Source organism: Hymenobacter mucosus, from assembly GCF_900188255.1.
Classification (GTDB): Bacteria; Bacteroidota; Bacteroidia; order Cytophagales; family Hymenobacteraceae; genus Hymenobacter; species Hymenobacter mucosus.
In genome coordinates, this window is record NZ_FZNS01000017.1 from 1 (window position 1) to 24,446 (window position 24,446).

Genomic DNA, 24,446 nt, shown 5'->3' on the forward strand with positions numbered 1-24,446 from the left:
TGAACCTGATCGAAATCCTCTGGCACCGCTGCAAGCACTACTGGCTCACCCCGGACGACTATCGCACCGAGCAAACCCTACGCGACAAGCTCGACTACCTCATGCCCAGAGTCGGAACTGAGTATACGGTTACTTTTAGCTGACCACTTAGTACCAGTCCACCTAAAAAAGGCCGGTCGGGGCTGGCTGATGCAATCTTGCATCAGCCAGCCCCGACCGGCCTTTTTTATACCAGATTGCCTCTTCTTAGTTGACGTAGGGCGTTTCTAACTCCTGGCCCATGAGTTTCAGTGGGTCCAGCGACACGCGGCCGGTAAGGCGGGTACTGAGGGTTTGAAGTTCAGCGGCCGTGAGTACATCCAGGTGATGCAGCCACCGTAGCCGGTGCAATTGGTAGTCAATGGGACCTAGCGGATTGATCTGGGCATACTCCTGCCGTAGGTAGTCGGTGGCGCGCAGCTCCAGCGCTACGGCAAACTCCCGGAAGGCACGAAATCGCCACGGACGCCGGCCCAGCCGGAGGGTAAGGCGGGCAGTATGAAGGGTGCAGGCGGGCCAGAGAGTGTCGTAGCGCAGCCACGTATTCAGGGCCGATAGGGCCAGCAGCAGCCCCCACATGATCAGGTGCTTTGTTTGGCCCGTGCTCACCCAGGCGTGCCAGGGGTACGTACTAGCCGCCAGCAGCGACAAGATGTATATCACAAAGGACTTGATTTGCCGGGCTGGTTGCTGCTGGGTGCGCACGGGAAGAATTTCCTCGTAGGGCACCTCCATTTCCAGACCCACGGCACTATTGCGCTGTCGCACCAGTAGCCCTTCGGCTTTCAGTTCCAAAAAAGTATCACCCAGCAGAAATTGAGTGGGAGTAGAAGGCATAAGCAAAGCGGCAAGCAACTGCTTGCACGTAAACGGTTCATCGAAAGACGAACGGCGAAGGAGTAAAACAAAGAACAAAAATAGCGAGCATTAGCCAGCCCAGCACGCGCCGACCGGGCGAGAGAGCCCGCTCGTCGGGGGCGCCGGGGTGATACACGCCCGTAACACGGCCCAGCAACAGCCCAAACAGCAACCAAGCGGGGTTGCCCTCGGCAGTGGGCCAGGCTGAAGCCACCACCACCTGCGCCGCCCCCACGGCTAGGGCCAGCAGGAGTACCCGGCGGCGGGTGGGTAGTACCCGCCAAAACACGGCTACCAAGTATAGTAGGTAGGGTACTGACCAGTACAACCACGTTTCTGCGTCGGATTGCAGCGAAAATAGCCCAAGCCCGGCATAGAAAATAAAGGCGCAAAACAGCATTCCCGACACGCGCCCCGCCCGGCGGCGCCCTAGCAGCCCGTACAGGATGTGGCCCCCATCTAGCTGCCCAATAGGTAGCAGGTTGAGCGCCGTAAAAAACAACGATAATACCCCCGCAACCAGTACCGGGTAGTGCATTATTTCATTGGGGTGAGGTAGGCGAAGCGGATCGGCAAGCCAGATAGCCAACAGCTGGAATAGCAAGGGCTGGGCCAACACCTCGCCTACGGCTCGACCGGGGGGGTATACGTAGCGGGCATATTCAGCCCCGTACAAGCGGTATTGGGGATGAATCTGGTACAAGTACTCCAGGGAAGGTAAGTGCGTTAGGCCATACACTAGTACGCCCACGGCTACCACGAAGCCCGCCAAAGGACCCGCCAACCCTACATCAAAAAATTCGCGCCGAGAAAATATGCGCTCCTTAATGCGAATCACCGCTCCGAAGGTGCCAATGCCAAGCGGAAATGGCAGGAAATAAGGTAGTGTGGCGCTGATGTCGTTGCGGCGGGCCGTGAGGTAGTGCCCAAATTCGTGAACCGTGAGTACTCCCAGAAAAGGGATGCTAAACCACAGCCCTGGCTCTAGCCACGCCCACCACTGGTTGGTGGGTAACTGCCACAGCACATCCGGCCGGATGACATCTAGCCGGCCAGCCGTAATAGAAACGCCAGCTAAGGTGGTCGTAAATAAGGTGATGAGGAATAAACTCAGGTGTAGCAAATACACGCGCCACCGGGGTGGTTCGGGTTTTTCGTACTGCACAAATGCCAATTCTGCTTCCTCCGCGAGAGTAAGAAAGCCAGGGGTAGAAGCATCAGGAAAGGGGAGGAGCGGAGGCGTCTCGTTCGAAGGCACGGAGGGCAGCGGGTAGGGCGTCAGTGAGGGTAAGGGGCGGGGCCAAGAACAGCGTGTGAAGTCCCAGGCGGCGGGCCGTTTCAATGTGCTGCGGGCTATCTTCAATAAACAACGTTTCCTCCGCCTTCCAGTTCATCTCCTGTAGAGCATGGCGAAATATTTCCTCTCCTGGCTTACGAAGGCCCACTTGCTGGGAGTAGAACACGCGGTCCAGAGCATCGGCAATACCGTGCGCAAAGCCGTACTCTGTTTTCAGCACCGCATTGATAGCGTCAATGTGAATCTGGTTGGTGTTGGAGAGTAACGCCGTCTGGTAGCCCTGCGCACGCAACTCCGCAATAAGAGCTAGACGCTCGGCGGGTACATCCAGCAGCATGGCATTCCAAGCAGCATCTAGTTCCTCATCGGAAGCCTCCAGCTCGTAGTGCTTGCGCAACCCGTCGCGGAACTCCTGCGGCGTTAGTCGTCCTGTCTCCATCAAATCAAACAACTCGGCCTGCGCCGCTTGCGTGAAGGCAATGGTGCTGCCACGGCGGGAGAGGCGGCGCATAGCTTCCAGCGTTCGGTCGTAGTTAAGGTTGATAATAACACCACCAAAATCGAAGAGCAGGTGAGGTAGCTTGTGAGGCATAAGGTGTTGATAGATAAAGTGTAGTGTGGCAAAGACGCAACTGCTGGCTAGCCCAATACGTGAGTATTGCGCCAAATATTGCGGCGGAAATTGCAATTACGCGCACAAACTTCGAGCTTTGCACAGCTGAAACCAACCAGTTGCTGAGAGGTTTCGCGCCGGGCCTATAGCTCAATCGGTTAGAGCAACTGACTCATAATCAGTAGGTCGCTGGTTCGATTCCAGCTGGGCCCACCTTATTCAATTGAAAACCCCGTTAGGATATCTCTAACGGGGTTTTTATTTTCTATATGGTCTCTACTAAGAAGGGACACGTGACATACACGTTGGTAGCCAGTGGAGTGTTCTCTTGAGCATTCTTATTCGTGGTAGGATTAAGAATGTGCGGTAGTGGCCATGAGGGCTTGTGAAGGAAGCGTGTTTCCAGAATAGCCGCGCAGCATGTTTAATAGCTGGCGCACTTCGGCAACGCTGCTCACGCAGTACCGGGCAAATGAGCGGGGTGTACTGCCCACCTTGATAGTGTACGCCTCCGGTGGTAAGGCCCGGAAGGTGTCTTCGTCGGTGCGGTCGTCGCCAATTGCTAGGATAAAATCGGGCGGAGTAGCCCCGAGCCACTGCTGCGCCGCAGTACCTTTGTTGAGGCCACTAGGCTTCACTTCTAATACCTTATTACCTTCCAGCACCTGCAAATCGGTGTTGGTCGTGATGAATGCGAGATGACTAAGCAGGTCGCGGGCTCGTACGGCGCCCAGTTCGGCGTCGGCGCGGCGGTAGTGCCATACCAAGGAGAAGTCCTTTTCTTCGATGAAGGAACCGGCGGTGCGATTCACATACTGCTCCAAAATTGGGCGGAACTCACGTTTCCACTCGGCTCGCATATCCTGAAACTGGCTCCAGTCTTCGCCAGCCCGGCGCAGCCATACGCCATGCTCGGCAACAAATTCGAGCGGAAGATGCCCTAACCACTTATCCAACGTAGCCCGGTCGCGGCCGCTAATGATAACCACTTGGTTTTGCGGATCTTCGGCCAGGGCCCGCAGAAGCTCCAGCAATTCAGCATTGGGGCGGGCATGCTGCGGGTTTTTGTGGAAAGAGACCAAGGTGCCATCGTAATCAAGAAGTAGCAAACGGCGCGGAGCAGCTTGGTAATCTTGAAGCAGTTGGCGGCGGCCTTCCTGATCCAGAGCATCGGTAGACAGGGTGAGCTGCTTGATCTTGCTGTACGTCAGGCGATTCAAGAACAACTCCGTCCAGGCAAACACGTTGTACTGCTGCACTAGCGTCTGCATATGGGTCATGCGTAGTACTTGCTCCTCCTCGGGCATCAACAGAGCCTCGTGCATGGCCTCAACCAGCTGGTTGGTGTCAGTGGGGTTGATGAGCAATGCATCCGATAGCTCTTGGGCCGCCCCAGCCCGCTCACTTAAGATCAGCACCCCGCGCTGGTCCGCCTTGCTGGCCACAAACTCTTTCGCCACTAGATTCATCCCGTCGCGCACGGGCGTTACCAAGGCTACATCGGCTAAGCGGTACAAGGCAGCCAGTTCCTCGAACGGGAGGGAGCGGTAGAAATAGTGAATGGGCGTCCAACTGATGGTACTGTATTGCGCGTTGATGCGGCCCGCTAACTCGTCAATTTCCTCTTTTAAAGCGGCGTACTGCGCTACCTGGTCGCGGGATGGTACCACAATCATGAGTAGGCTAACTTGTTCATGCCACTTGGGGTAGCGGTGCAGCAGTTCCTCGAAGGCTCGCAGCCGTAAGGAAATGCCTTTGGTGTAGTCGAGCCGGTCGATGGACAGGACAACGCGGGCGCCGTGCATAGCCGCGCCGTAGGTGCGGGCATGGGCTTGCGCTGCCTCCGACGCAGCCGCATCGGCGTAGCGTTGGTAGTCGATGCCCATAGGAAAGGCGTCCACGAGCACGGTGCGGCTGGGAGTTTCAATCTGCCCGTTCTGGGAAGAGTAGCCCAACATCTGCGATACGGCGCTCAGGAAGTGGCGCATGTAGCTGTAGGTATGGAAGCCGATGAGGTCGGCACCTAACATGCCCTGCAATAACTCGGCTCCCCAGGGTAGCACCCGGATCATCTCGTAAGACGGGAAGGGAATGTGCAGGAAGAAGCCAATGGTGCACTCGGGGCGGGCGCGGCGCAGCATTTCGGGCAGCAGCAGCAGCTGGTAGTCGTGCACCCAGATGGTGTCGTCGGGGCCGGCCAGCGCCAGCACGGCCTGGCAGAATTTCTCGTTGACGGCCACGTAGGCCTCCCAGTGGGCCTGTTCGTAGGTGGCGTACTGGCTGAAGTAGTGAAAGGTAGGCCAGAGCGTGGAGTTGCTGAAGCCTTCGTAGAAGTCGCGGATTTCTGCTTCCGTCAGAAATACCGGCGCCATACTGTCCTGCTGGAGCTGCTCGGTGACGTGCTGCTCTTCTGCCGGGTCTTCCACGAACAGCCCTGGCCAGCCTACCCATACGTTATCACCCGATTGGTAAATTGACCCCAGCCCGGTGGCTAAGCCTCCTTCGCTTGGTTGAAACGTGAGACCTTTGGCAGTGCGCTGCACCTTCGTGGGCAGACGGTTGGAGATGATGATGGTTCTGGACATAACACAAATGGGATGAGAACATCATCCGACACGGCCGTTGTCGAAGTTTTGATTGGAATCTGGCAACTGCTTCTCAGTCCCCGCTAGCCTGGCATGTACCCCGGCTTGCTAGAGGTAATCTGCCCACTGCTGCTTTCGCCTGGCGGCGAAGAGCCTGGTTAACTCAGGCAGTACTACCTAGGCGTAGCCCTCCATTGTGCACAAGCGCGAATACTGAAAAGCTTCCCTTTTGTACGGCAGGCCAAGTGCAGCGGAGGGCGCTATAAATACGTATTTTACGCTTCGGCAAGTGCGTATTCAACCCTGCTTTGCGCAAGTAGCCTGGCCGTTGCAAATACCTCGTAGCGTGCCACTAAGGATGCTGGTGCCAACGGGCCTGGCCGCCTGATGGAGTGAGCTCCCATGCTTTTTCATTGCCTTCCTGAAGTCATCGTAAGCGGAAGTAGGCGCGTAGCATTTGGCCACTAAATCCAAGCTGAAGCAGCCCACCTGTCAGTGCATCCCCGTAGGTTCGGGCGCATATTAGGGTGGGCAGGAACTAGCGGCAGCGTACCAGATTCCAGGCATTCCAGCATCTGAGAAGGTACAAACGTAGTGGGTAGTTGCCAGCGCACCCTGGGCTCCTTACCAAGCTGCAACAGCAGCAACGACACGACCCAGGGCGCTATATGGCCGCTGCCATCTTTCAAGGACAACTGATAGTACATGAGCCCCCGCGTAGAGCAACGCAACCAGTACGAAGTGGTGAAGCGGAAGGGAAAAAACGCCACTTCAGCAGGGGAAGCAGCGAATTTTATAGGGTAGACGGAGAGGTGGTACCCTATTTAAAACGTGCAGCAACCTCAGCAGGGCCAGAGAAGAAATACAGAATTCACAGCCGTTGAAATATGGATTTGAGCCTTGGGGCGGCATACAAGAGAGTAAAAGCAAGGCTAGCAGCCGTACTTGTTGGCGCAGTATTTACGGATTAGCCGCACCCAAAATCAGTGTTTTCTGGGGCGAAGGCCGCTCGCCAGATCAATAGCTTTGCCCGCTATTGATGCTACTAGTACTGTAGTTGGGATGAGGAAGCTAGCCATTTATGTGAGTGGGAAGCAGGATTGCGCAGGGGTAAGCTTGCGCGGTGGCTGCGCCGATTCTGCGGAAGCGGTATACCTGCAGCAAGCGTTGGAACAGATAATCCAGCAGTTTCGGCAGCGAGACTTACCGTGCCTGTGGCTAGACTGTCGCCACCTGGAAACCCTGAGTTGGCAAGGCCAGCGGGCCCTCCTGCATGTCGATAATCTTGCCCGTACAGCGGGTATTTGCCTGTTTTGGTGCGGTTTGAATGCCTTGGTAGGTGAGCAGTTGCGCACTAGCGGGCTCTACTCCTTGCTGTATGTACGCACAGCCAAGGAATATGCCGGGCCATTGCTACTATTAGAGGAGAACTTACCGGCAACGGTGCAGCTAGTCCGACGAGGCGAAAACCGCTAGCCTGGCGAATGTTGCCGTGGCCTATCCCGCTTTCCACCAGAGCCCGATGGCTGAGCAGTGCGCATACGAATAGTTTTTAGGTAGGCAGGATGTAGGCGAAGAAGTGCCACGCCATGGGTGGGCGCCCTAGGCAAGAGCAGAACTACACTACTTCAAAGTGTTTCTGGCAGCCTTCTGCTTCCGAATTTCTACGGGCTTATGCGGGGCGAAACCCGTAATTTTATAGTCCTACCAACGGATAGTGCCATCAGTGGATGGCTGCCCAGCGCGCACTTCTGCTGCTCAGATCGGTAAGCACGAAAAAACTCGCCTTACCTTTCTGCCGCAACTCAGCCTCTACGCTCCCGCTCTGCCTGCTTTACCCCACCAGCGCATGAAATACCGTTCCTTTCCGCTGGGTGTGTTAGCGGCCGCTACCTTACTAAGCGCCTGCCACACCCCGAAACCTGCTGCCACTATGGTGTCGTCTACTGCTGCTTCTGCCACCGAAGCGCCGCTCATCTGGAAATCTGGGGAGTACGCCCTCTACGCCGACCGAGTAGAGCAGGGGCCGTACGTAGCGCGTGCCGTTTCGCGCACCGAGCTAACCTCCAATTACCAAAGCCCCGCCAACGAGTTTCAGAGCCCGCAGATCGACTTCAAGTTCAGCCTCAATGGCAAGGATAATGAACTGGCCCCCGGGCAAAACCATAGGCTGGTGGCCTTGCCAAAACCAGGCAACACCGAGGTAGAAACGCCCCTGCTCACCTTCGGGCAACACTACGTGGATCAAACGCCTGTGCCCTCCAACACCTACTTAGCTCCAAATACGAAACTGAAAATTCGGCTGGACTTGCGGCCGGTGCTGGCAGCCTTCAAGAAGCAAGGCTACTATACTACCTATCGGGGCGAGAAGCTGTATCAGCAGGATTTCAAGCACGTATTTGTGGCTGGTAACACTGCGCCCCTAAGCTGGGACTTCGATAACTTGGTCAACAAGCCCGAACTGGAGTTGAAAGACCCCGATGGCGACGGTATTTACGAGGTGACGCTGGTGCTGAATGCGCCTACGGCCGCTAAAACCACCGCTGGGCAGTGGCAGCAAACCATTAACACGGCCGACTTTCCTCAGTTGAAATCTCCCTACCCGCTGTTGGACGCGCTCTACAACCTGTCCTTGGAAGAGGCGCGGCGCGCCGTGGAACCCGACAGCACCTTCCGCACGGGTAAGGAATGGGCTGGGGTTTGGACGCGTGACATCAGCTACAGCATTATTCTGGCCCAGGCCACGCTGCAACCCCAAGTGGCTATGAACAGCCTCCTGCGCAAGGTGTCGCCCGAGGGGCGCATTATTCAGGATACGGGCACCGGCGGCGCCTACCCGTGCTCTACGGACCGCATTATTTGGGCTACGGCAGCCTGGGAAATCTACAAAGTGACTGGCGACCCCGCTTGGTTGCGGCAGGTGTACCCTATCATCAAAAAGTCGATTGAGGACGACCAGCAGAACGCCTACGATGCCCAATCTGGCCTCGTGCGGGGCGAATCGTCGTTTCTGGACTGGCGCGAGCAAACCTACCCGCGCTGGATGCAGCCCGTGGATATTTACCAGAGCGAAAACCTGGGCACCAACGCCGTACATTTTCAAGCCAACCAAGTACTGGCCCAGATGGCCGAGCAGCTCGGCGAGGCAGCTGTAGCTACTAAGCACCGTGCCCTGGCAGCGCGTATCAAGCAGGGCATCAATCAGCACCTGTGGCTAGACAAGCAGGGCTACTACGGGCAGTTTCTTTATGGGCGCACCAGCTTGGTTGTGTCGCCGCGGGCGGAGGCGCTGGGCGAGGCCCTGAGCGTACTATTTGGCGTGGCCGAAGGCAGTAGGGCTCAGCAGATAATAGCCCAAACGCCCACCACGCCTTACGGCATTGCCTGCATCTACCCGCAGATTCCGGGTATCCCGCCTTACCACAATAATGCCGTGTGGCCCTTTGTGCAGAGCTTCTGGACCTTAGCTGCTGCCAAGGCTGGCAACGAGCAGGCCGTGCTAGAAAGCCTGGCGGCCATTTACCGACCGGCTGCCGTGTTTCTAACCAATAAGGAGAACTACGTAGCGCAGAACGGGGACTTTGCCGGCACCCAAATCAACTCCAGCAACATGCTCTGGAGCCTGTCGGGCAGCTTAGGTATGGTGTACAAGGTGCTATTCGGCATGGATTTCCAGCCCGACCGCCTTGTGTTTCGCCCCTTCGTGCCCCAAGCCCTGCAGGGTAGTCGCCAACTAACCGGTTTTAAGTACCGGGGAGCGGTGCTCGATATTGACGTGCAGGGCTTCGGCAACGAAATCAGCACAATTACTCTTGATGGTCAGCCCCTGCCTGATGCCGCCGTACCCGCTACACTAACGGGCCAGCACCAGGTACGGATTGTACTGCGTAGCCAAGCCCCGGCAGCTGCCGCCGTGAACCGGGTAGCTAACCTGTTTTCTCCCGAAACGCCCAGCGTAACCTACGCTAACGGGCGGCTAACGTGGACGCCGCAAGCTGATGCTAAAGCCTATCAAGTATTGCGCAACGGTCAGTTCGCCGCTCGCACCACCGAAACCAGCTTCGTAGTGCCCGCCGGTTCCTACGCCGAGTACCAGGTAGTGGCCCTAAATGGGCATGGGCTGGAATCGTTTGCCAGCGAGCCGCTGCCCGTGCGGGGCAATGGCTTCAGCCGAGAAACGCAGCTCGAAACTATTATCCCCAAGGCTGCTCTTCCCTATAAGGGATTCAGCGGCGCGGGCTTCGTGGAAATCAGCACTACCACCAACCAGACCCTGACTATACCCGTGGTGGTGCCCGCTGACGGCCTCTATGCTATTGATTTCCGTTATGCCAACGGCAATGGGCCTATCAACACCAATAATCAGTGCGCCATCCGCACCCTGCGCCTTGGTGATCAGCAGCTTGGCACCGTAGTGCTGCCTCAGCGGGGAGTAGACGAATGGTCGAATTGGGGCTTCTCAAACCCAGTGACAGTTCGGTTGAAGAAGGGTAGCCAGGTCCTCACCCTCGCCTACGAACCCGCCAATACCAATATGAACGGGGCGGTAAACCAAGCCATGCTCGACTACCTACGTTTAACCCGAATCCAGTAAGCCAGGAGCCAACTATTTCTTACACCCCAGAACGGCCTTGCTACTAAGTGAGGCCGTTCTGGTGTATGCAATCTTTAGTTCTATGGCTGTTTATTTTCTTTTCAGGAAGAAAGCACAACGCACTCTACAAACGGACTAGCGCATTCTGGCCGGAACACTGCTAGAGTGTTCCGGCCAGAATGCGTGTAGAACCGCGCTTTATGCTGCCCTTACAGTTTGTCCTGCTCGGGCTTCTGCACGCTGTCGTCTTTGTGCATATCGCCATTGATGTAGTCTTCGTCACCTTTGGCCGCGCTGTGTAGGTGCATGGCGTTGGGGTCGAGGCCGCGGGTCTGAGCACCAGGGCCGCGCTGTTCTGCTACGGTCTGCTGGCTGTCGTTGCCGGGGTAGATGGCCTCTTGGCCGTTGGGCTGGGTGGCGTCGGTGTTTTCGGGGGTGTTTTGCGAAGTATCTGCCATGGGAAGGGTGGTTGCTGGTGAAGGAATGGAATGGGCAGAGAGGCCCACTGTAGAGCAGGAGCCTAAGCGGGCCCTACCTTCAGCTATACGAGCAGTTGCCGTCCTGGTTCATGTACTAAGAGCAAACAAAAATGCCTTAGCGGTTAGGCTAAGGCATTGCTATGTGTAGGCTAGGCAGAAAATGATTAGTTATACGGCAGTATTTATCGGCACCAAGAAATCGGCGCGATATTGTGCTACCAGGGTAGTGCTGGATAACACTACTGTAGCATATCCTTTAGGCATCTCCGTGTACAGTAAGCTCACCTGCGGATTAACCCACTGCTGACTAGAGCTGGTGAGGGCACGGCTAGGACCGTAGGCGCGGGCCATCAGGGAGTACAAGCCTTGGCAGTTAGCCTGACCCAGCACCCGCAACTCAATACAGCAGAGTTGGTCTTTGTAGAACCCGTAGCTAATTCCCGTAACCCGGTAGCCACCAATGGTAAGTGACTCGCCCGACTGCGTGTAGTAACTGATATGCGAAGGCAACGCGCGCCGCTCGGGCACCAAGTGGCGAAAACGCTTCAATGGGGAGCCCAACCATGCCGTCCGTAATTCGGCAGGCAACTCACTGTTGCGGCTTGCGGAAGCGGCCGACCGGGCTGGAGGGCCCGTTACTACACCACTGCTAGCATAGGTCGGCACCCAGCTAAGTGCACACAAGATGAAGAGCGGAATACAATGCTTCATGGCAAGGGCCCACCAATGCGGCCAGTGAAGGTTGGGAGCGGGAAGATACACAAAATCAATGGCCCGCATTACCAATTCGTTACTTATTGCCAGGCGTACTTTGCTTTGATGAACTCCACCATAGCGGGGTCAGCGGCTTGCGCCTGCGTTACTTGGTGCTTCCAGATGCCTTCCACTAGCAACAGCAGCATGGCAGCCTCCTGCTCAGGCTTGGGGTAGCCAAGCTGGCGGAATGCTTTCTCCAAGAGAGGCGTGATAGGCTGTAAAAACCGGTCGTGCTGCTGCTGCGACAGGGTTACATCAACCAAGCGCGACTGCATCTTCCAAAATTCAGGCTCTTCGCGCACTAGCTCGAACGGTAGTTCAATGATCTTGTGCACGAACAGCAAGGGGTCATTTTCCTGAAGGCGGCCCCGGTTTTGTTCAATTATGCGCTTATACCCGCTTTTAATGAGGTATTCCAGCAATTGCACTTTGCTGGTAAAGTGCTTGAATATCAGAGCTTCGGACACTTGGGCGTCCTTCGCAATAAGCTGAGTAGAAGTGCTATCGAATCCCTTGTCAGCGAATAGCTTCAAGGCGGTCCGGGCAATAATCTGTTTGCGGCTGTCCATGGGCTTGTGAATTGGCAGGCATCGGGCCTTGACGCATAATCGTCATGGCTAAGCCAACAACAGACAGCAATAATACTAGAAAAAACCCCGCCAACGTAGCGTAGCGGGGCTTTTTCTTTTTTTATTAGGCTTGCAGCGTTTTTAGCGGGTTTTGAATTGTTGAATAGCTTGTCGGGTAAAATCAGAAAGTACCAGCCGACCACTAATTGCGGCTCGTTCTGGTAGGAGAGTACCCCAGTGTTCAGTACCCGCCCACAGAACTTGTTTGAGGTCGGTGAGGGCTGCTGGGTTGTAGCTTGCCAGCTTAGTAGCTAAAGCTAGTACAGCGGCATCTAACTTCTCAATAGAGTCCAATACCTCGGCATACAATCCTTTTTGCTCCGCCCACGCAGCCGAGCGAAATTCGGCGGCGTCCAAGGCTAGCTGGGCATAAGCGGCTACTCCAATCTTACGCTCTACCGCTGGCCCTACTACAAAAGGACCAATGCCTACTACAAGCTCGCTAAGCTTTACAACGGCTTGGGGGGTAGCAAAACAGTAATCGGTGGCTGCCGCTACGCCCACGCCGCCGCCAATGGCTTTGCCCTGCACCCGGCCAATAATGATTTTGGGAGAGGTGCGGCAGGCATTAATCACCTTGGCGAAACCTGAGAAAAACGCTAGGCCCTGGGCTTCATTTTCAATGGCAAGCAGTTCATCAAAGCTGGCACCGGCGCAGAAGGTTTTTTCGCCTTCGCTTTGCAGCACAATGACTTTGGTATCGGCCGCCTGCCCCACGCTGGTGATGGTATCTGCTAGCTCAATAAGCAGGGCGCTGGGTAACGAGTTGTGGCTAGGATGAAAGAAACGTATGGTCGCAATGCCTTCCGGAGTGGTAGAAGTGGCAACACGGCCAGCCGTGAGGGTAGTAGCAGCAGTCATGGGAGGTAGTAAGTAAAGCGCACCCGGCCGGAGTGATGGCGGGGCGCTGTCTGGGCGAGTGGTTGTAGTAGTGGTGCTGAACGGACGCGGTATAGCGGCTTCGTTTCGCGCCCGCTCAGCGCGGCAGACGCTGGCTTTTAGGCCTGGTCTTTTTTCTTCACCATAGTAAGAATAGTAGCCACGGCTACGGTTTCGCCGGTTTCATCCGATACGTCTACCAGCCAGCGCACAATGCCTTTGGCTACGTCCTCCGCATCGCGCTTTTCTTGGCCAATCTTCTCCTTCACGGTCAGCTTCACGCCGATGGTCATGCCAGGGTACACGGGCTTAGTAAAGCGGCACTCGTCGAGGCCGTAGTTAAGTAGCACTGGGCCTTTGCGCGGGTCCACGAACATACCGGCAGCCTTGCTCAGGATGTAGTAGCCGTGGGCCACGCGCCCGGTGAATAAGGTTCCCTCCAGGGAGGTAGCATCCACGTGGGCGTAGAAGTTGTCGCCCGATACCTGGGCGAAATTCGTGATGTCGGCCTCCGTCACGGTGTGGCGGTGAGTGGTGTAGGTCTGCCCGATTTCCAACTCCTCGAAGTAGTACTGGAAGGGGTGCTTGTCGCGCTCCGTCTGTTTGGCTTTGGGCTGGTACACCTCCGTTATGGCCGTAATCATGGAAGGGGAGCCCTGAATGGCTACGCGCTGCATGAAGTGCTCTACGCCACGCATACCACCCATTTCCTGCCCGCCCCCGGCGCGGCCGGGGCCTCCATGAATGAGCAGGGGTAGGGGGGAGCCGTGGCCCGTGCTTTCCTTTGCTACTTCCTCGTTGATAACCAGGATGCGGCCGTGGTGAGTAGCCGCGCCCAGCACAAACTCCTGGGCGGTACGTGGGTCGTTGGTAGCTACGGAGCACACCAAGGAGCCTTTACCCATGTTCGAGAGCGTAATAGCCTCGTCCAAGTTCTTATAAGGCATAAGAGTAGCAACGGGGCCAAAGGCTTCTACTTCGTGGCTGTCGGTGAACTTGAAAGGGTCTGGGTTCAGCAGTACAATCGGCGACATAAACGCACCGGTTTTGCAGTCGCCGCCAATTACCTGCACGTTGTCCAGGTCGCCATACACGATGGGTGTGTTTTTGGCCAACTCCCGCACTTGCTCCCGCACGCGGTTGGCCTGGGTCATGTTCACGAGGGCACCCATGCGCACACCTTCCGCCTGCGGATGGCCTACGGCAGTTTGGCCCAGCGCTTTGCCTAGGGCAATCTGCACGTCTTCCAGCAGGTTCTCCGGTACAATAGCACGGCGGATAGCAGTACACTTCTGACCTGCTTTGGCCGTCATCTCCTTGCGGATTTCCTTGATAAACAAGTCGAACTCCACGGTGCCTGGCACCGCATCCGGCCCTAACACCGCCGCATTCAGCGAGTCGGCTTCCATGGTGAAAGGCACGGCTTCCGAGATAACCCGGGGGTGTGCTTTCAGCTTGCGGCCTGTTTCTGCTGAGCCCGTAAAGGTCACTACATCTTGGTAGGTCACGTGGTCGAGGATGCCCTGGCCGGTGCCGCACACGAGTTGCAGGGCACCTTCCGGCAGAATCTTGGAGGCAATAATTTCGCGCACCACGGCTTCAGTGAGGTAGGCAGTGGGCACGGCCGGCTTAATAATGGCGGGCATCCCGGCCAGCAGATTCACGGCAATCTTCTCCAGCATACCCCAGATGGGGAAGTTGTAGGCGTTGATGTGCACTGCCACACCCTCCTTGGGCACCATAATGTGGTGTCCCATGAAGTTGCCCGCCTTCGACAGCGCAATCGGGTCCGACTCCACGTAGAACGGCTTGTCTGGGAATTTGCGGCGCAGGGAGGCGTTAGCAAACAGGTTGCCGATGCCGCCCTCGATGTCAATCCAGGAGTCGGCGCGGGTAGCGCCGCTACGGTAGCTGAGTGTATAGAAGTCTTCCTTTTTGCTGTCCAGATGCAGGGCTAGCGCCTTAATCATGCGGCCGCGCTCATGGAAGGTCATCTTGCGTAGGGCCGGGTTGCCGGTACGCCGGGCGTAGTCGAACATTGCCGCGTAATCGAGGCCTTCGCCGTTGGCAATGGCAATGACTTCGCCAGTGGAAGCATCGTGTAGTTCGTGCTGCTCGCCCGTGCCCGCCATCCAGCGGCCCAGAGCGTAATTTTCGAGGGTGGGAGTCATATAGGAGGGGTAGGAGGTTTGAGAATGAAGGGGGTAATGCACCGTTCCGGAGATAGGCGGAGGACCAGTTGCTACCCGTTCGTTGGGGTTAAGCTTAGTACCAGTACTTCCTCAGCAACAATGGATGCATCTAATCCGACGGAGGAAACAAATCGGCATTCGACGTTACTCCCGGCTTCTTCGAATATGAGTTCAAAAATGACGTTTTGGTGACTGAAATAATCGAACGTTAATTCTTGTATGCCAGTAAATTGAATTTCTATAGCACAATGTTTTGTGAGTATGTAGTGGCCTCTTTCATCAACTTCTCTGGTCATTTCGAAAGCAGCAATTACGAACGTTACTGAGGCTCGATAACCTGGATGAGCTTGGAAGGTGACCTTAGTAATTTCAGCATCATGAAAGTCTGGCCAGTAGCCAAAGTACTCACGCACAATCTCAGCATTGACTATTTGGCTGACAGCTGGACTTTCTGTTTTGCTCATAATACTAATAGTGCTTTAAGCCAGACGAAGTGAGAGAGATGCTTCGCGGGGCTCAGCATGACGTTCTTTCAGGTTTTTGAGCCTAATCAATGGCTTTGCGCTCAGCCCATGTCTGGTAACCGCCTTGCTGCACTTGTCGGTCGGCGGGTACTTCACGCAGGGGCTCGCAGGGCTGTAGGGTAGCGTGAAGGTCAGCGGGTAGCTGCATGTAGATGCGGGTGCCTTCCGTTTTCCAGGCTAGCATTTCGTCGCTGACCTGTCGAATGATTTTGTGCGGATTGCCTACTACCAGGCTGCGCGGCGGAATCACCTCATCGGCTTTGATAAAGCTCAGAGCCCCGATGATGCTTTCGTCGCCGATTTCCACGCGGTCCATGAGCACGGCATTCATGCCTACTAGCACATTGCGGCCCACAGTAGCCCCGTGAATAATAGCGCCGTGGCCGATGTGGGCCATTTCCTTGAGCCGGGTAGTGGTACCAGGAAACATGTGCACGGTGCAGTTTTCCTGCACGTTGCAATTGTCTTCGATGATGATCTGGCCCCAGTCGCCGCGAATGGCCGCGCCCGGCCCGATGTACACGTTGCGGCCGATAATGACGTTGCCCGTCACGGCCGCCTGCGGGTGCACAAACGCCGACTCATGTACTACCGGAACGAAGCCATTGAACGCGTAGATCATACCTTTTCGATGATGGCAGCATAGCCCTGGCCCACGCCTACGCACATGGTGATAAGAGCGTAGCGCTTGTTTTGCTTGTGCAGCTCCAGAGCAGCCGTGTTGAGGATGCGGGCCCCACTCATGCCTAGGGGGTGGCCCAGCGCAATGGCGCCCCCGTTGGGGTTGATGCGCGGGTCGCTGCCTTCCAAGCCTAGGCCGCGCACGCAGGCCAACGTTTGGGCAGCAAAGGCCTCATTGAATTCAATGATATCCATCTGGTCCAGCGTAAGGCCAGCCTTCTTCAGGGCCTGTTGCGACGCTGGCACGGGCCCGATACCCATGGTTCGCGGCTCCACGCCCGCTACCCCCATGCTCACGATGCGGGCTCGGGGGGTAAGGTTATGCTGCTTAATACCTGCTTCTGAGGCCAGCAGCAACGCTGCTGCGCCATCATTCAGGCCCGAGGAGTTGCCGGCCGTTACGGAGCCGTTCTTTCGGAAGGCGGGGCGGAGCTTGGCCAGCCCATCGAGGGTAGTGTTCGACTTGATGAACTCGTCCTCCGCAAACAGCACCGGCTCGCCCTTACGCTGGGGAATCGCCACGGGTACGATTTCCTCGGCAAAGCGGCCCGAGTCGCGGGCACGGCCGGCCCGCTGGTGGGAGTCGTAGGCAAACTGGTCCTGGTCTTCGCGGCTGATGTGGTATTGGTCCACGAGGTTTTCGGCCGTTTCGCCCATGGCGTCAGTGCCGTAAAGCTCCTCCAGCCGGGCATTCACAAAGCGCCAGCCGAAGCTGGAATCATACATCTTGGAGTCGGTGCCAAAGGCTTTGGTTGGCTTCGACATGACGTAGGGCGCGCGGGTCATGCTTTCTACCCCGCCGGAGATGAACAAGTCCCCGTCGCCGCTCTGGATGGCGCGGGCGGCAGCAATGCTGGCCGAAAGGCCCGAGGCGCAGAGGCGGTTCACGGTTTCGCCGGGCACGGAGGTAGGCAGACCCGCCAGCAGCAACGCCATGCGGGCCACGTTGCGGTTATCCTCCCCTGCTTGGTTGGCACAGCCCAGAATAACGTCGGCAATAGCGGCCGGATCGACTGTGGCATTACGCTTCAGGAGTTCCTGGATAACCAGGGCCGCCATGTCATCGGGACGAACAGCGGACAGCGTGCCGCCGAAGTTGCCGATGGGCGTCCGGATACCGTCGATGATATAGGCTTGGTTCATTTTATTAGCTATCAACCGTCATGCTGAGCTTGTCGAAGCATGACGTTCATTCATTTTTACAATATTTCCTTGCTGGTGCGGTAGGCGGTGCCCTTGAATAAGGCTAACGCCACACCGTACTGGTTGGTGGCGCGAATCTGGTACACGCCTACTTTATGCTTGAGACCTTCTTCCCGCGCTTCCACCGTGATGACGTCGCCTAGCTTGCCAGCCTCCAGATAGTCGATGGTGACGGTGAGGCCCACACTTTGGCGGCCGTGGCTGTTGCAGGCAAAGGCAAACGCCGAGTCGGCCGCCGAGAACGTAACGCCGCCGTGCAGGGCCGCAAAGCCGTTGAGCATGTCGGGCCGCACCGTGAAGTGCAAACGGCAGTACCCTGGTCCCACCTCATCTACTTCTAGCCCGAGCAGCTTGCTAAAGGCGTCATGCTGCAGCATCCGGTCCTTCACGACCTCCGCTGGGCTGTTAGTGGCTGGCGGCTGGCTCATGCTGAAAGAAAGTCTGGCCGGCCTTCACCATGCGGCGCAGGAGCGGGCTGGCGCGGTAGCGGTCCTCGTGGTATTCGTCGTAGAGGCTGTCCAGGGTCTGGAGCACGTTTTCGAGGCCGAGTGCATCGGCCCAGGCTAGTAGGCCTTGCGGGTAGTTTACACCCTTGGTCATGGCTAGCTCCAGGTCTTGCTTCGATGCTACGTTCAGGGCTAGCGCATCCACGGCTTCGTTGATGAGCATAGCTAAGATGCGGTTGAGCACCAAGCGGCCTAGGGCTTCGTCGCGGGTAGGCTGGGGCGGTGTAGCACTGTCGGCGTAGCTGTAGAAGCCGCGGCCCGACTTGCGTCCGTAGTAGCCCGCCTCAAACAGGCGCTTCTGGGTGAAGGAAGGCTTGTAGCGCGGGTCGTAGAAGAAGGACGTGAAAACCGACTCCGTAACGCGGTAGTTTACATCGTGGCCGATGAAATCCATCAGGGCAAACGGCCCCATGCGAAAGCCACCCAACTCCGTCATGGCCCAGTCGATGGTCGCCATATCGGCAATACCTTCTTCCAGCACCCGGATGGCCTCGCCGTAGAACGGCCGCGCCACGCGGTTTACGATGAAGCCCGGCGTGTCTTTGGTCAGTACGGGCAACTTGCCCCAGCTCTGCACCAGGCCGCGCACCTCCTCGGCCAGCCCGGCGCGCGTTTGCACGGCCGGAATCACCTCAACCAGTTGCATAAGAGGAGCAGGGTTGAAAAAGTGAATCCCAATAAAGCGTTCCGGCTTCTGGCAAGCCGCGGCAATAGATGCAATAGATAGCGACGAGGTGTTGCTCGCCAGGATGCACGTATCAGATACCAGTAGCTCTACCTCCCGAAACAGCTGCTGCTTCACCGGGAGGTCTTCCACAATGGCTTCCAGAACCAACTCACAGTCAGAGAAAGAATGGATGTCTTCCGTAAGCTGCAGGCGACCGAAGATGGCAGTAGCTGCCTCAGCCGTCAGCTTACCTTTCTCAGCTAGCTTCGTGAGGCTGCCTTGAATCGAATGGCCAGCGCGTTGCAGGGCCTGGGTGTTCTGGTCGAGGAGGCGTACGGTATGGCCCGCGGTGGCTACCACCTGGGCAATGCCCGCGCCCATGGCCCCACTCCCAATGATGCCGACAATCATTGACCTGTGAAGCTAGGTTGACGTTTCTCCATAAAAGCTGCTACGCCTTCCTTATAATCGGCGGTGGCACCGGCCCGCAGCTGGAAGTCGGCTTCGTAGCGCAACTGCTGGGTCAGGTCGTTGCTGAATGATACGTTCAGCAGTTCCTTCGTGTAAGCTAAGCCTTTGGTGGGCATGGCGGCTAGCTTCTTCACTAAGGCCAAGGCTTCCTGTTCAAAGGTCTCGTCGGGGAAGGTTTTGTAGATCATGCCCATCTGCACGGCTTCGGCGGCCGATACCTTGTCGCCAGTCATCATAAGGGCCGAAGCGCGCTGCATGCCAATGAGGCGGGGCAGGAAGAAAGTGCCCGCGCTGTCGGGAATCAAGCCAATCTTGCTGAACGCCTGAATAAACGAAGCCGATTCCTTCGCTACCACAATGTCGCAGGCGAGGGCCAGGTTGGCACCGGCGCCAGCGGCTACGCCGTTCACGGCCGCTACCACCGGCTTCTCCAAGGCCCGAATCAACTCCACGATGGGGTTATACAGCTTCTCTACAATCTCGGCTACCTCGGGACTATCAGGACCCGTAATTTCTGCCAGGTCTTGACCAGCACAAAAGGCTTTACCGGTGCCAGTGAGTAGCACGGCGCGCACGGCCGGGTCTTGCTGGCACTCGCGCAAGTGCTGCTGCAACGCCAGCGCCACTTCTCTGTTGACGCTGTTGAAAACCTGGGGCCGGTTGAAGCAGATGGTAGCAACGCCGCCATCAATCGAGAATAGCAGGGAAGGAGTTTCGGACATGAGTAGTAGGGAGTTTACGAGAGCTAGAAGCTAGTCCCCTCCGCTGATGATTCTGCGCATCAGGCAGAGGGGGCTAGGGGTGGTTGATGCTGATGGAACAGTTGCTAGAGCTAGCATTAGAGGGTGCTCAACGAATAGTCAACCACCCCTAGCCCCTCCTCAACTGAGGAGGGGAACTAGCTTCTAGCTTTAATTAGGCGTGGCATTTGAAGTAGTCGAAGGGCTCTAGGCAGTCGTCGCACTGGTAGTGGGCTTTGCAGGCAGTAGAGCCGAACTGGCTAACCAGGTGCGTATGCTCCGACTTGCAGAGCGGGCAGCGGACGGCCGTGTCAGCCCCAAACAGGTTGAGCAAATGGCCGGTGGCAGTACCATCAACGGGGGGGGCAATGCCGTAGGCTTCCAGTTTCTCGCGGCCCGCTTGGCTCATCCAATCTGTGGTCCAGGCTGGGCTAAGCTGGTTGTGGATGTGCAGCTTGGTGATACCTTCCGAAAGCAGCCGCAGCCGGATTTCGGTAGCAATGGTGTTCATGGCCGGGCAGCCAGAGTAGGTAGGTGTGATGGTGACGTGGACTTCCTCACCTGCTACCCGCACCGCGCGCACAATGCCCAGGTCCAGAATACTGAGCACGGGCACTTCCGGGTCGGAAACCTCCTCCAGCAGTTGCCAGATGTGCTCCTCAGTGGGTGCCGCTAGGTGCTCTACCATTGCAAGCCGGGGTAGGTCCGTTGAAGATATTGCAGCTCTGCCAGCAGGTAGCCTAGGTGCTCGGAGTGGCGGCCATCTTTGCCACCTTTCTGCATGAACACGCCCTGGGGCACAGGCAGCGTTGCCTCCTCGAATACGCGGACTACGTGGGCGTCTATCTGCTGCTGAATAGCAACATAGTCGGGCAGGAAGCCCGCAGCCTGCAACGCTTTTTCGGTGGCAGAAGGGGTAGTCAGCTCGCCCGCATAGCGCCACAGGTTCTCTATGGCTTTTTCCACGCGGCGGCGGCTTTCCTCCGTGCCGTCTCCTAGGCGAATGACCCACTCCGAGCTCCACTTGATATGGTAGGCTGCTTCCTTCACCGATTTCTCAGCAATGGCTGCTAGCTGCGCATCGGGTCCCGACTTCAATTGAAGTAACAGGTGGTAGTGGAATGCGTCGTAGATAAACTGGCGCAGGATGGTGCTGGCAAAGTCGCCGTTGGGCTGCTCTACCAGCAGCGGGTTGCGATATTCCACGGCGCTACGCAGGTAGGCCAAATCGTCCTCAGTGCGGCCCTTACCTTCCAACTCGGCGGCGTACTGGTAGTAGCTGCGCGCCTCGCCCAGTAAGTCCAGGGCAATGTTGGCCATGGCCAGGTCCTGCTCCAGAATAGGCCCATGCCCGCACCACTCTGATAGGCGGTGCGCCAGGATCAGGCTGGTATCAGCCAGTTGCAGCACGTAGTGAAACAGCTGGGTCGGGGTTTCCGGGGAGCTGGCCGCCGCGGCTTGAGAGGGCATTGTGGGGTCCGTCATCATTACATGTGCTTGATGGAATCCGGCACCTGATAGAAGGTCGGATGGCGGTAGATTTTATCGTTGGCTGGCTCGTAAAAAGCCTGTGCGTCGTCGGGGTTGGAGGCGTGCACGTGCTTAGATTCCACCACCCAAATGCTCACGCCTTCGAGGCGGCGCGTATACACGTCGCGGGCGTTCTGGATGGCCATTTCAGCGTCGGCGGCGTGGAGGCTGCCCACGTGCTTATGATCGAGGCCCTGCTTGCTGCGGATGAAAACTTCCCACAGCGGCCATTCTTTCTGGGACATGATGCGGTTGAATCTTGAAAGCTAAGGTCTCGGGAGGTAGTAGACCCAGGAAAATTGGCCGTCCTGCTACGCTTGCCACGGTATCTCGCGGGCGGAGGGTGGGTGGAAACCTCCGCATTCAAGCAAAATATCTTGACTAGCGTAACAGGACGGGTTTCTACAGGTTAGGCTGCTGCTGCTTTAGCGGCCTCGCGCTGCTGGCGTTTCTCAGCGTGGGCCAGGGCAGCTTCGCGCACCCAAGCGCCTTCTTCGTGAGCCTGTACGCGGGCTTGCAGGCGCTCCTTGTTGCACATACCGTTGCCCTTCACCACGTTCCAGAATTCTTCCCAGTCTACGTCGCCGAAGTCGTAGCCCTGTTTGGCTTCGTTCCATTTCAGGTTGGGGTCAGGTACGGTGAGGCCCAGGAACTCGGCCTGGGGCACCATCATATCCACAAACTTCTGGCGCAGTTCGTCGTTGGTAAAGCGCTTGATGCGCCAGTTCATCGACTGGGCCGTGTTGGGTGATTCCGAATCTTTGGGGCCGAACATCATCAGCGTGGGCCACCACCAGCGGTTGAGGCCTTCCTGGGCCATGGCCTTCTGTTCCGGTGAGCCCTCGCACAGGGTCTGCATGATTTCAAAGCCCTGGCGCTGGTGGAAGCTCTCTTCCTTGCACACCCGCACCATGGCGCGGGCATAGGGGCCATAGGAGGTGCGGCAGAGCGGTACCTGGTTTAGAATGGCGGCGCCATCTACGAGCCAGCCCACGCAGCCCATATCGGCCCAGCTGAGGGTAGGGTAGTTGAAAATGCTCGAATACTTGGCTTTGCCTGAGTGCAGGTCGGCCAGCATTTGGTCGCGGGAAGTACCTAGGGTTTCAGCGGCGGAGTAGAGGTAGAGGCCGTGGCCGGCTTCGTCTTGCACCTTAGCCAGCAGAATGGATTTGCGCTTGAGTGAAGGGGCGCGGGTAATCCAGTTGCCTTCCGGCAGCATGCCCACCAGCTCAGAGTGCGCGTGCTGCGAAATCTGCCGGATCAGGGTTTTGCGGTAGGCATCGGGCATCCAATCCTTGGGCTCAATGCGCATATCGGCGTCAATGCGGGCCTGAAACTGTTCTTCCTGGGTGAGTTCTAGCGTTTCCATGCCTCTTAAACAAAGATTAACTAACATTCGTTAGTTAAATGTAGAGAAAAGTTTGGGTTATGAAGCTTTTGTTGCTTGGTGGGGCAGCAAAAAGAGGTGTTTCCTCAGTCCGTATAATATAAGGATGACCCTAGGAACGCAATAGCGCTTAACGAGAGTAGTAGAATCTGACTACGCAAAAACACCTTCCTGGACCACAATTTGAACTAACCGCATTTACACTATCGCGCACAATCAATCGGGTAGAGGTAAGGAGTACAATGTCATGCTGACTAGGGCGGCCTATTGCTTGCCCAACACTCTCCGGTACGATGTAGCCATTCCGAACCATTCTAGTATCGCCTATGCGGCGTAGAATTAGCTTTTGCCCATTGCAGGTATAATCATGTGTTTCGTGCAAGCTGCCGGAGTACACCCAACTGTTTGGCCCAATAGTAAGAACGGCACCGGCTCGCACCGGCTCAGTGCTACCACCTTGGTACTTTAAATCGGCACTATAACAATCGAGTCCAATGGAGTCATAATTCCAGCGGCCTTCCAGGTGGGCAGAGTTTTTTAATATCGTCTGTTCAGATCCACCAGTAGCCTCACAGGCTGCCAAGAAAAAAACTATCAAACCTATACAGCAGATAAACAAGCTATTATGCATAATGCTATCGGCTAATAATTAATGCGAAGTCAAAAGCCAATGCTTGCATTGCTTTAGCCTACCTCAACTCCTATTTTCTAAAGGAGGGGGTTAGTCTTTGGTCTTACTGGTCAAAATCCACAACCACTTTTTCCGAAGTAGGGCGGGCCTGGCAGGAAAGGACGTAGCCTTTGGCCACTTCGGTGTCCGAGAGGGAGTAGTTAACGTCCATTTCTACGGTGCCTTCCGTTACGCGGCAGCGGCAGGTGCTGCACATGCCGTTTTTGCAGGAGTAGGGCGCATCGGCGCCGGTTTCAAGCAGGGCATCTAGAATGGTGTCGCCGTAGTACGACATTTCTAGGATGCGCTTGGTGCCTTCTAGTTGCACGGTCACCTGGCTGTGCTTGTCATCCTGGCCGGCGGGTCGCTGGGCCTGGCGGGCGGCAGCACGCTGAGCGTTACCAGCGGAGCCAAACATCTCGAAGTGGATTTTTTCGGGGGCTACCCCAGCCTCGGCCAGCACGTCCTTCACGTCGTTAATCATTTCCTCGGGGCCGCAGAGAAAGCACTCGTCAATCTCGCGGGCGGGCACAATCTTCTGTAAGAACAAGCGAGCTTTTTCGGCGTTGATGCGGCCGAACAGCAGGTCGGTGTCGCCCTGCTCGCGGCTGAGGATGTGATACACGCTGAGGCGGTCTACGAACCGGTTTTTCAGAGCCTCAATCTCCTCCTTGAAAATGATGGAGTTGCGCCCCCGGTTTCCATAAATCAGATACACCCGGCTGTGCGGCTCGGTCAAAAGCACCGTTTTGATGATGGACATCACCGGCGTAATGCCGCTACCCGCCGCAAAGGCTACGTAGAGCTTCTGCTGCTCGGGGTGCAACTCGGTGTAGAAGTGGCCCATAGGAGGCATCACCTCCAACTCCTCGCCCACGCGCAGCGTTTCCACGGCCAAGGAGGAAAACCGACCTTCTGGTACTTTCTTAATGGCTACCCGCCACTCATTATCGAGGGGGCTGCTGCAAATGGAGTAGGAACGGCGCAGTTCCTCGCCTTCGTGCTCGCGGCGGAAGGTGAGGTACTGGCCCTGGGTGAACCTGAACGTTTCGCGCAGGTCGGCGGGCACATCCAGGGATACGCTCACGCAGTCCGGCGTTTCGCGCACGATGCTTTTGATTCTAACTTTATGAAAACGACTCATAA

At 56.8% G+C, this 24,446-nt stretch carries 22 protein-coding genes and 1 tRNA gene; 3 read left to right on the top strand and 20 right to left on the bottom strand.

The genetic code is table 11. From position 1 onward, the window contains the following. Nucleotides 1-246: 246 nt before the first annotated feature. The 3 genes from CHB83_RS21790 to CHB83_RS21800 are packed head-to-tail and all read right to left on the bottom strand — an operon-like array spanning nucleotide 247 to nucleotide 2,786. Entirely contained in the window at nucleotides 247-876 is a 630-nt protein-coding gene (locus tag CHB83_RS21790) for a hypothetical protein (protein WP_089334290.1), read from the bottom strand. A 37-nt stretch (nucleotides 877-913) separates the two neighbouring features. Beyond that, complete coding sequence (locus CHB83_RS21795; RefSeq protein WP_245855407.1) at nucleotides 914-2,155, bottom strand: site-2 protease family protein; 1,242 nt, start codon at nucleotides 2,153-2,155, stop codon at nucleotides 914-916. Then, complete coding sequence (locus CHB83_RS21800) at nucleotides 2,115-2,786, bottom strand: HAD family hydrolase (RefSeq protein ID WP_052695487.1); 672 nt, start codon at nucleotides 2,784-2,786, stop codon at nucleotides 2,115-2,117. The genes CHB83_RS21795 and CHB83_RS21800 overlap by 41 nt, the downstream gene beginning before the upstream one ends. A 160-nt stretch (nucleotides 2,787-2,946) precedes the next feature. Here CHB83_RS21800 and CHB83_RS21805 point away from each other — a divergent pair. Then, a tRNA-Ile gene (locus CHB83_RS21805) sits at nucleotides 2,947-3,020 on the top strand. Nucleotides 3,021-3,160: 140 nt separating this feature from the next. Here CHB83_RS21805 and CHB83_RS21810 read toward each other — a convergent pair. Next, on the bottom strand, nucleotides 3,161-5,392 hold the full coding sequence (locus CHB83_RS21810; protein ID WP_089334291.1) for a bifunctional alpha,alpha-trehalose-phosphate synthase (UDP-forming)/trehalose-phosphatase: 2,232 nt from the start codon (nucleotides 5,390-5,392) through the stop codon (nucleotides 3,161-3,163). 1,062 nt (nucleotides 5,393-6,454) lie between these two features. Here CHB83_RS21810 and CHB83_RS21815 point away from each other — a divergent pair. Both CHB83_RS21815 and CHB83_RS21820 read left to right on the top strand, forming a co-directional pair. After that, nucleotides 6,455-6,868, top strand: a complete 414-nt coding sequence (locus CHB83_RS21815) for an STAS domain-containing protein (RefSeq protein ID WP_055562741.1) — start codon at nucleotides 6,455-6,457, stop codon at nucleotides 6,866-6,868. Between the two features lie 373 nt (nucleotides 6,869-7,241). Then, on the top strand, nucleotides 7,242-9,986 hold the full coding sequence (locus CHB83_RS21820; RefSeq protein WP_089334319.1) for an alpha-L-rhamnosidase-related protein: 2,745 nt from the start codon (nucleotides 7,242-7,244) through the stop codon (nucleotides 9,984-9,986). A 209-nt stretch (nucleotides 9,987-10,195) separates the two neighbouring features. Here CHB83_RS21820 and CHB83_RS21825 read toward each other — a convergent pair whose 3' ends face one another. The 16 genes from CHB83_RS21825 to paaE all read right to left on the bottom strand — a co-directional run bounded on the left by CHB83_RS21825 (nucleotide 10,196) and on the right by paaE (nucleotide 24,444). Continuing rightward, the gene (locus tag CHB83_RS21825) at nucleotides 10,196-10,444 is read right to left on the bottom strand and encodes a hypothetical protein (protein ID WP_045689175.1); all 249 of its coding nucleotides are present in this window, start codon (nucleotides 10,442-10,444) and stop codon (nucleotides 10,196-10,198) included. 189 nt (nucleotides 10,445-10,633) lie between these two features. Beyond that, nucleotides 10,634-11,176, bottom strand: coding sequence for a hypothetical protein (locus CHB83_RS21830; protein WP_143437245.1), 543 nt, complete (start codon nucleotides 11,174-11,176; stop codon nucleotides 10,634-10,636). An 83-nt stretch (nucleotides 11,177-11,259) separates the two neighbouring features. Next, nucleotides 11,260-11,790 (bottom strand): TetR/AcrR family transcriptional regulator, encoded by a 531-nt coding sequence (locus tag CHB83_RS21835; protein WP_045689173.1) that lies wholly within the window; start codon nucleotides 11,788-11,790, stop codon nucleotides 11,260-11,262. A gap of 141 nt (nucleotides 11,791-11,931) precedes the next feature. Next, entirely contained in the window at nucleotides 11,932-12,711 is a 780-nt protein-coding gene (locus tag CHB83_RS21840; RefSeq protein WP_089334293.1) for an enoyl-CoA hydratase/isomerase family protein, read from the bottom strand. Between the two features lie 137 nt (nucleotides 12,712-12,848). After that, a complete protein-coding gene (gene paaZ / locus CHB83_RS21845) occupies nucleotides 12,849-14,900 on the bottom strand; it encodes a phenylacetic acid degradation bifunctional protein PaaZ (protein WP_089334294.1) in 2,052 nt (683 codons plus the stop codon). Between the two features lie 71 nt (nucleotides 14,901-14,971). Beyond that, entirely contained in the window at nucleotides 14,972-15,385 is a 414-nt protein-coding gene (locus CHB83_RS21850) for an Imm50 family immunity protein (protein WP_089334295.1), read from the bottom strand. 82 nt (nucleotides 15,386-15,467) lie between these two features. Beyond that, nucleotides 15,468-16,067 (bottom strand): acyltransferase, encoded by a 600-nt coding sequence (locus CHB83_RS21855; protein WP_055562739.1) that lies wholly within the window; start codon nucleotides 16,065-16,067, stop codon nucleotides 15,468-15,470. Further along, on the bottom strand, nucleotides 16,064-17,269 hold the full coding sequence (pcaF, locus tag CHB83_RS21860; RefSeq protein ID WP_089334296.1) for a 3-oxoadipyl-CoA thiolase: 1,206 nt from the start codon (nucleotides 17,267-17,269) through the stop codon (nucleotides 16,064-16,066). Before pcaF ends, CHB83_RS21855 begins: the two co-directional genes overlap by 4 nt. Nucleotides 17,270-17,325: 56 nt before the next feature. Then, complete coding sequence (locus CHB83_RS21865) at nucleotides 17,326-17,757, bottom strand: hotdog fold thioesterase (protein ID WP_089334297.1); 432 nt, start codon at nucleotides 17,755-17,757, stop codon at nucleotides 17,326-17,328. Beyond that, a complete protein-coding gene (locus CHB83_RS21870) occupies nucleotides 17,735-18,913 on the bottom strand; it encodes a 3-hydroxyacyl-CoA dehydrogenase NAD-binding domain-containing protein (protein WP_089334298.1) in 1,179 nt (392 codons plus the stop codon). The genes CHB83_RS21865 and CHB83_RS21870 overlap by 23 nt, the downstream gene beginning before the upstream one ends. After that, nucleotides 18,910-19,695 carry an enoyl-CoA hydratase-related protein gene (locus tag CHB83_RS21875; protein ID WP_089334299.1) on the bottom strand — a complete coding sequence of 262 codons (786 nt, stop codon included), beginning with the start codon at nucleotides 19,693-19,695 and terminating at the stop codon, nucleotides 18,910-18,912. Before CHB83_RS21875 ends, CHB83_RS21870 begins: the two co-directional genes overlap by 4 nt. A 193-nt stretch (nucleotides 19,696-19,888) precedes the next feature. Further along, nucleotides 19,889-20,401 (bottom strand): 1,2-phenylacetyl-CoA epoxidase subunit PaaD, encoded by a 513-nt coding sequence (paaD, locus tag CHB83_RS21880; protein ID WP_089334300.1) that lies wholly within the window; start codon nucleotides 20,399-20,401, stop codon nucleotides 19,889-19,891. Next, complete coding sequence (gene paaC / locus CHB83_RS21885) at nucleotides 20,395-21,201, bottom strand: 1,2-phenylacetyl-CoA epoxidase subunit PaaC (protein ID WP_218823224.1); 807 nt, start codon at nucleotides 21,199-21,201, stop codon at nucleotides 20,395-20,397. The genes paaD and paaC overlap by 7 nt, the downstream gene beginning before the upstream one ends. After that, nucleotides 21,201-21,488 carry a 1,2-phenylacetyl-CoA epoxidase subunit PaaB gene (gene paaB, locus CHB83_RS21890; RefSeq protein ID WP_045689165.1) on the bottom strand — a complete coding sequence of 96 codons (288 nt, stop codon included), beginning with the start codon at nucleotides 21,486-21,488 and terminating at the stop codon, nucleotides 21,201-21,203. The genes paaC and paaB overlap by 1 nt, the downstream gene beginning before the upstream one ends. Before the next feature lie 164 nt (nucleotides 21,489-21,652). Further along, on the bottom strand, nucleotides 21,653-22,612 hold the full coding sequence (gene paaA / locus CHB83_RS21895) for a 1,2-phenylacetyl-CoA epoxidase subunit PaaA (RefSeq protein WP_179225604.1): 960 nt from the start codon (nucleotides 22,610-22,612) through the stop codon (nucleotides 21,653-21,655). Between the two features lie 752 nt (nucleotides 22,613-23,364). Next, nucleotides 23,365-24,444, bottom strand: coding sequence for a 1,2-phenylacetyl-CoA epoxidase subunit PaaE (gene paaE / locus CHB83_RS21900; protein WP_089334302.1), 1,080 nt, complete (start codon nucleotides 24,442-24,444; stop codon nucleotides 23,365-23,367). Between the last annotated feature and the right edge of the window lie 2 nt (nucleotides 24,445-24,446).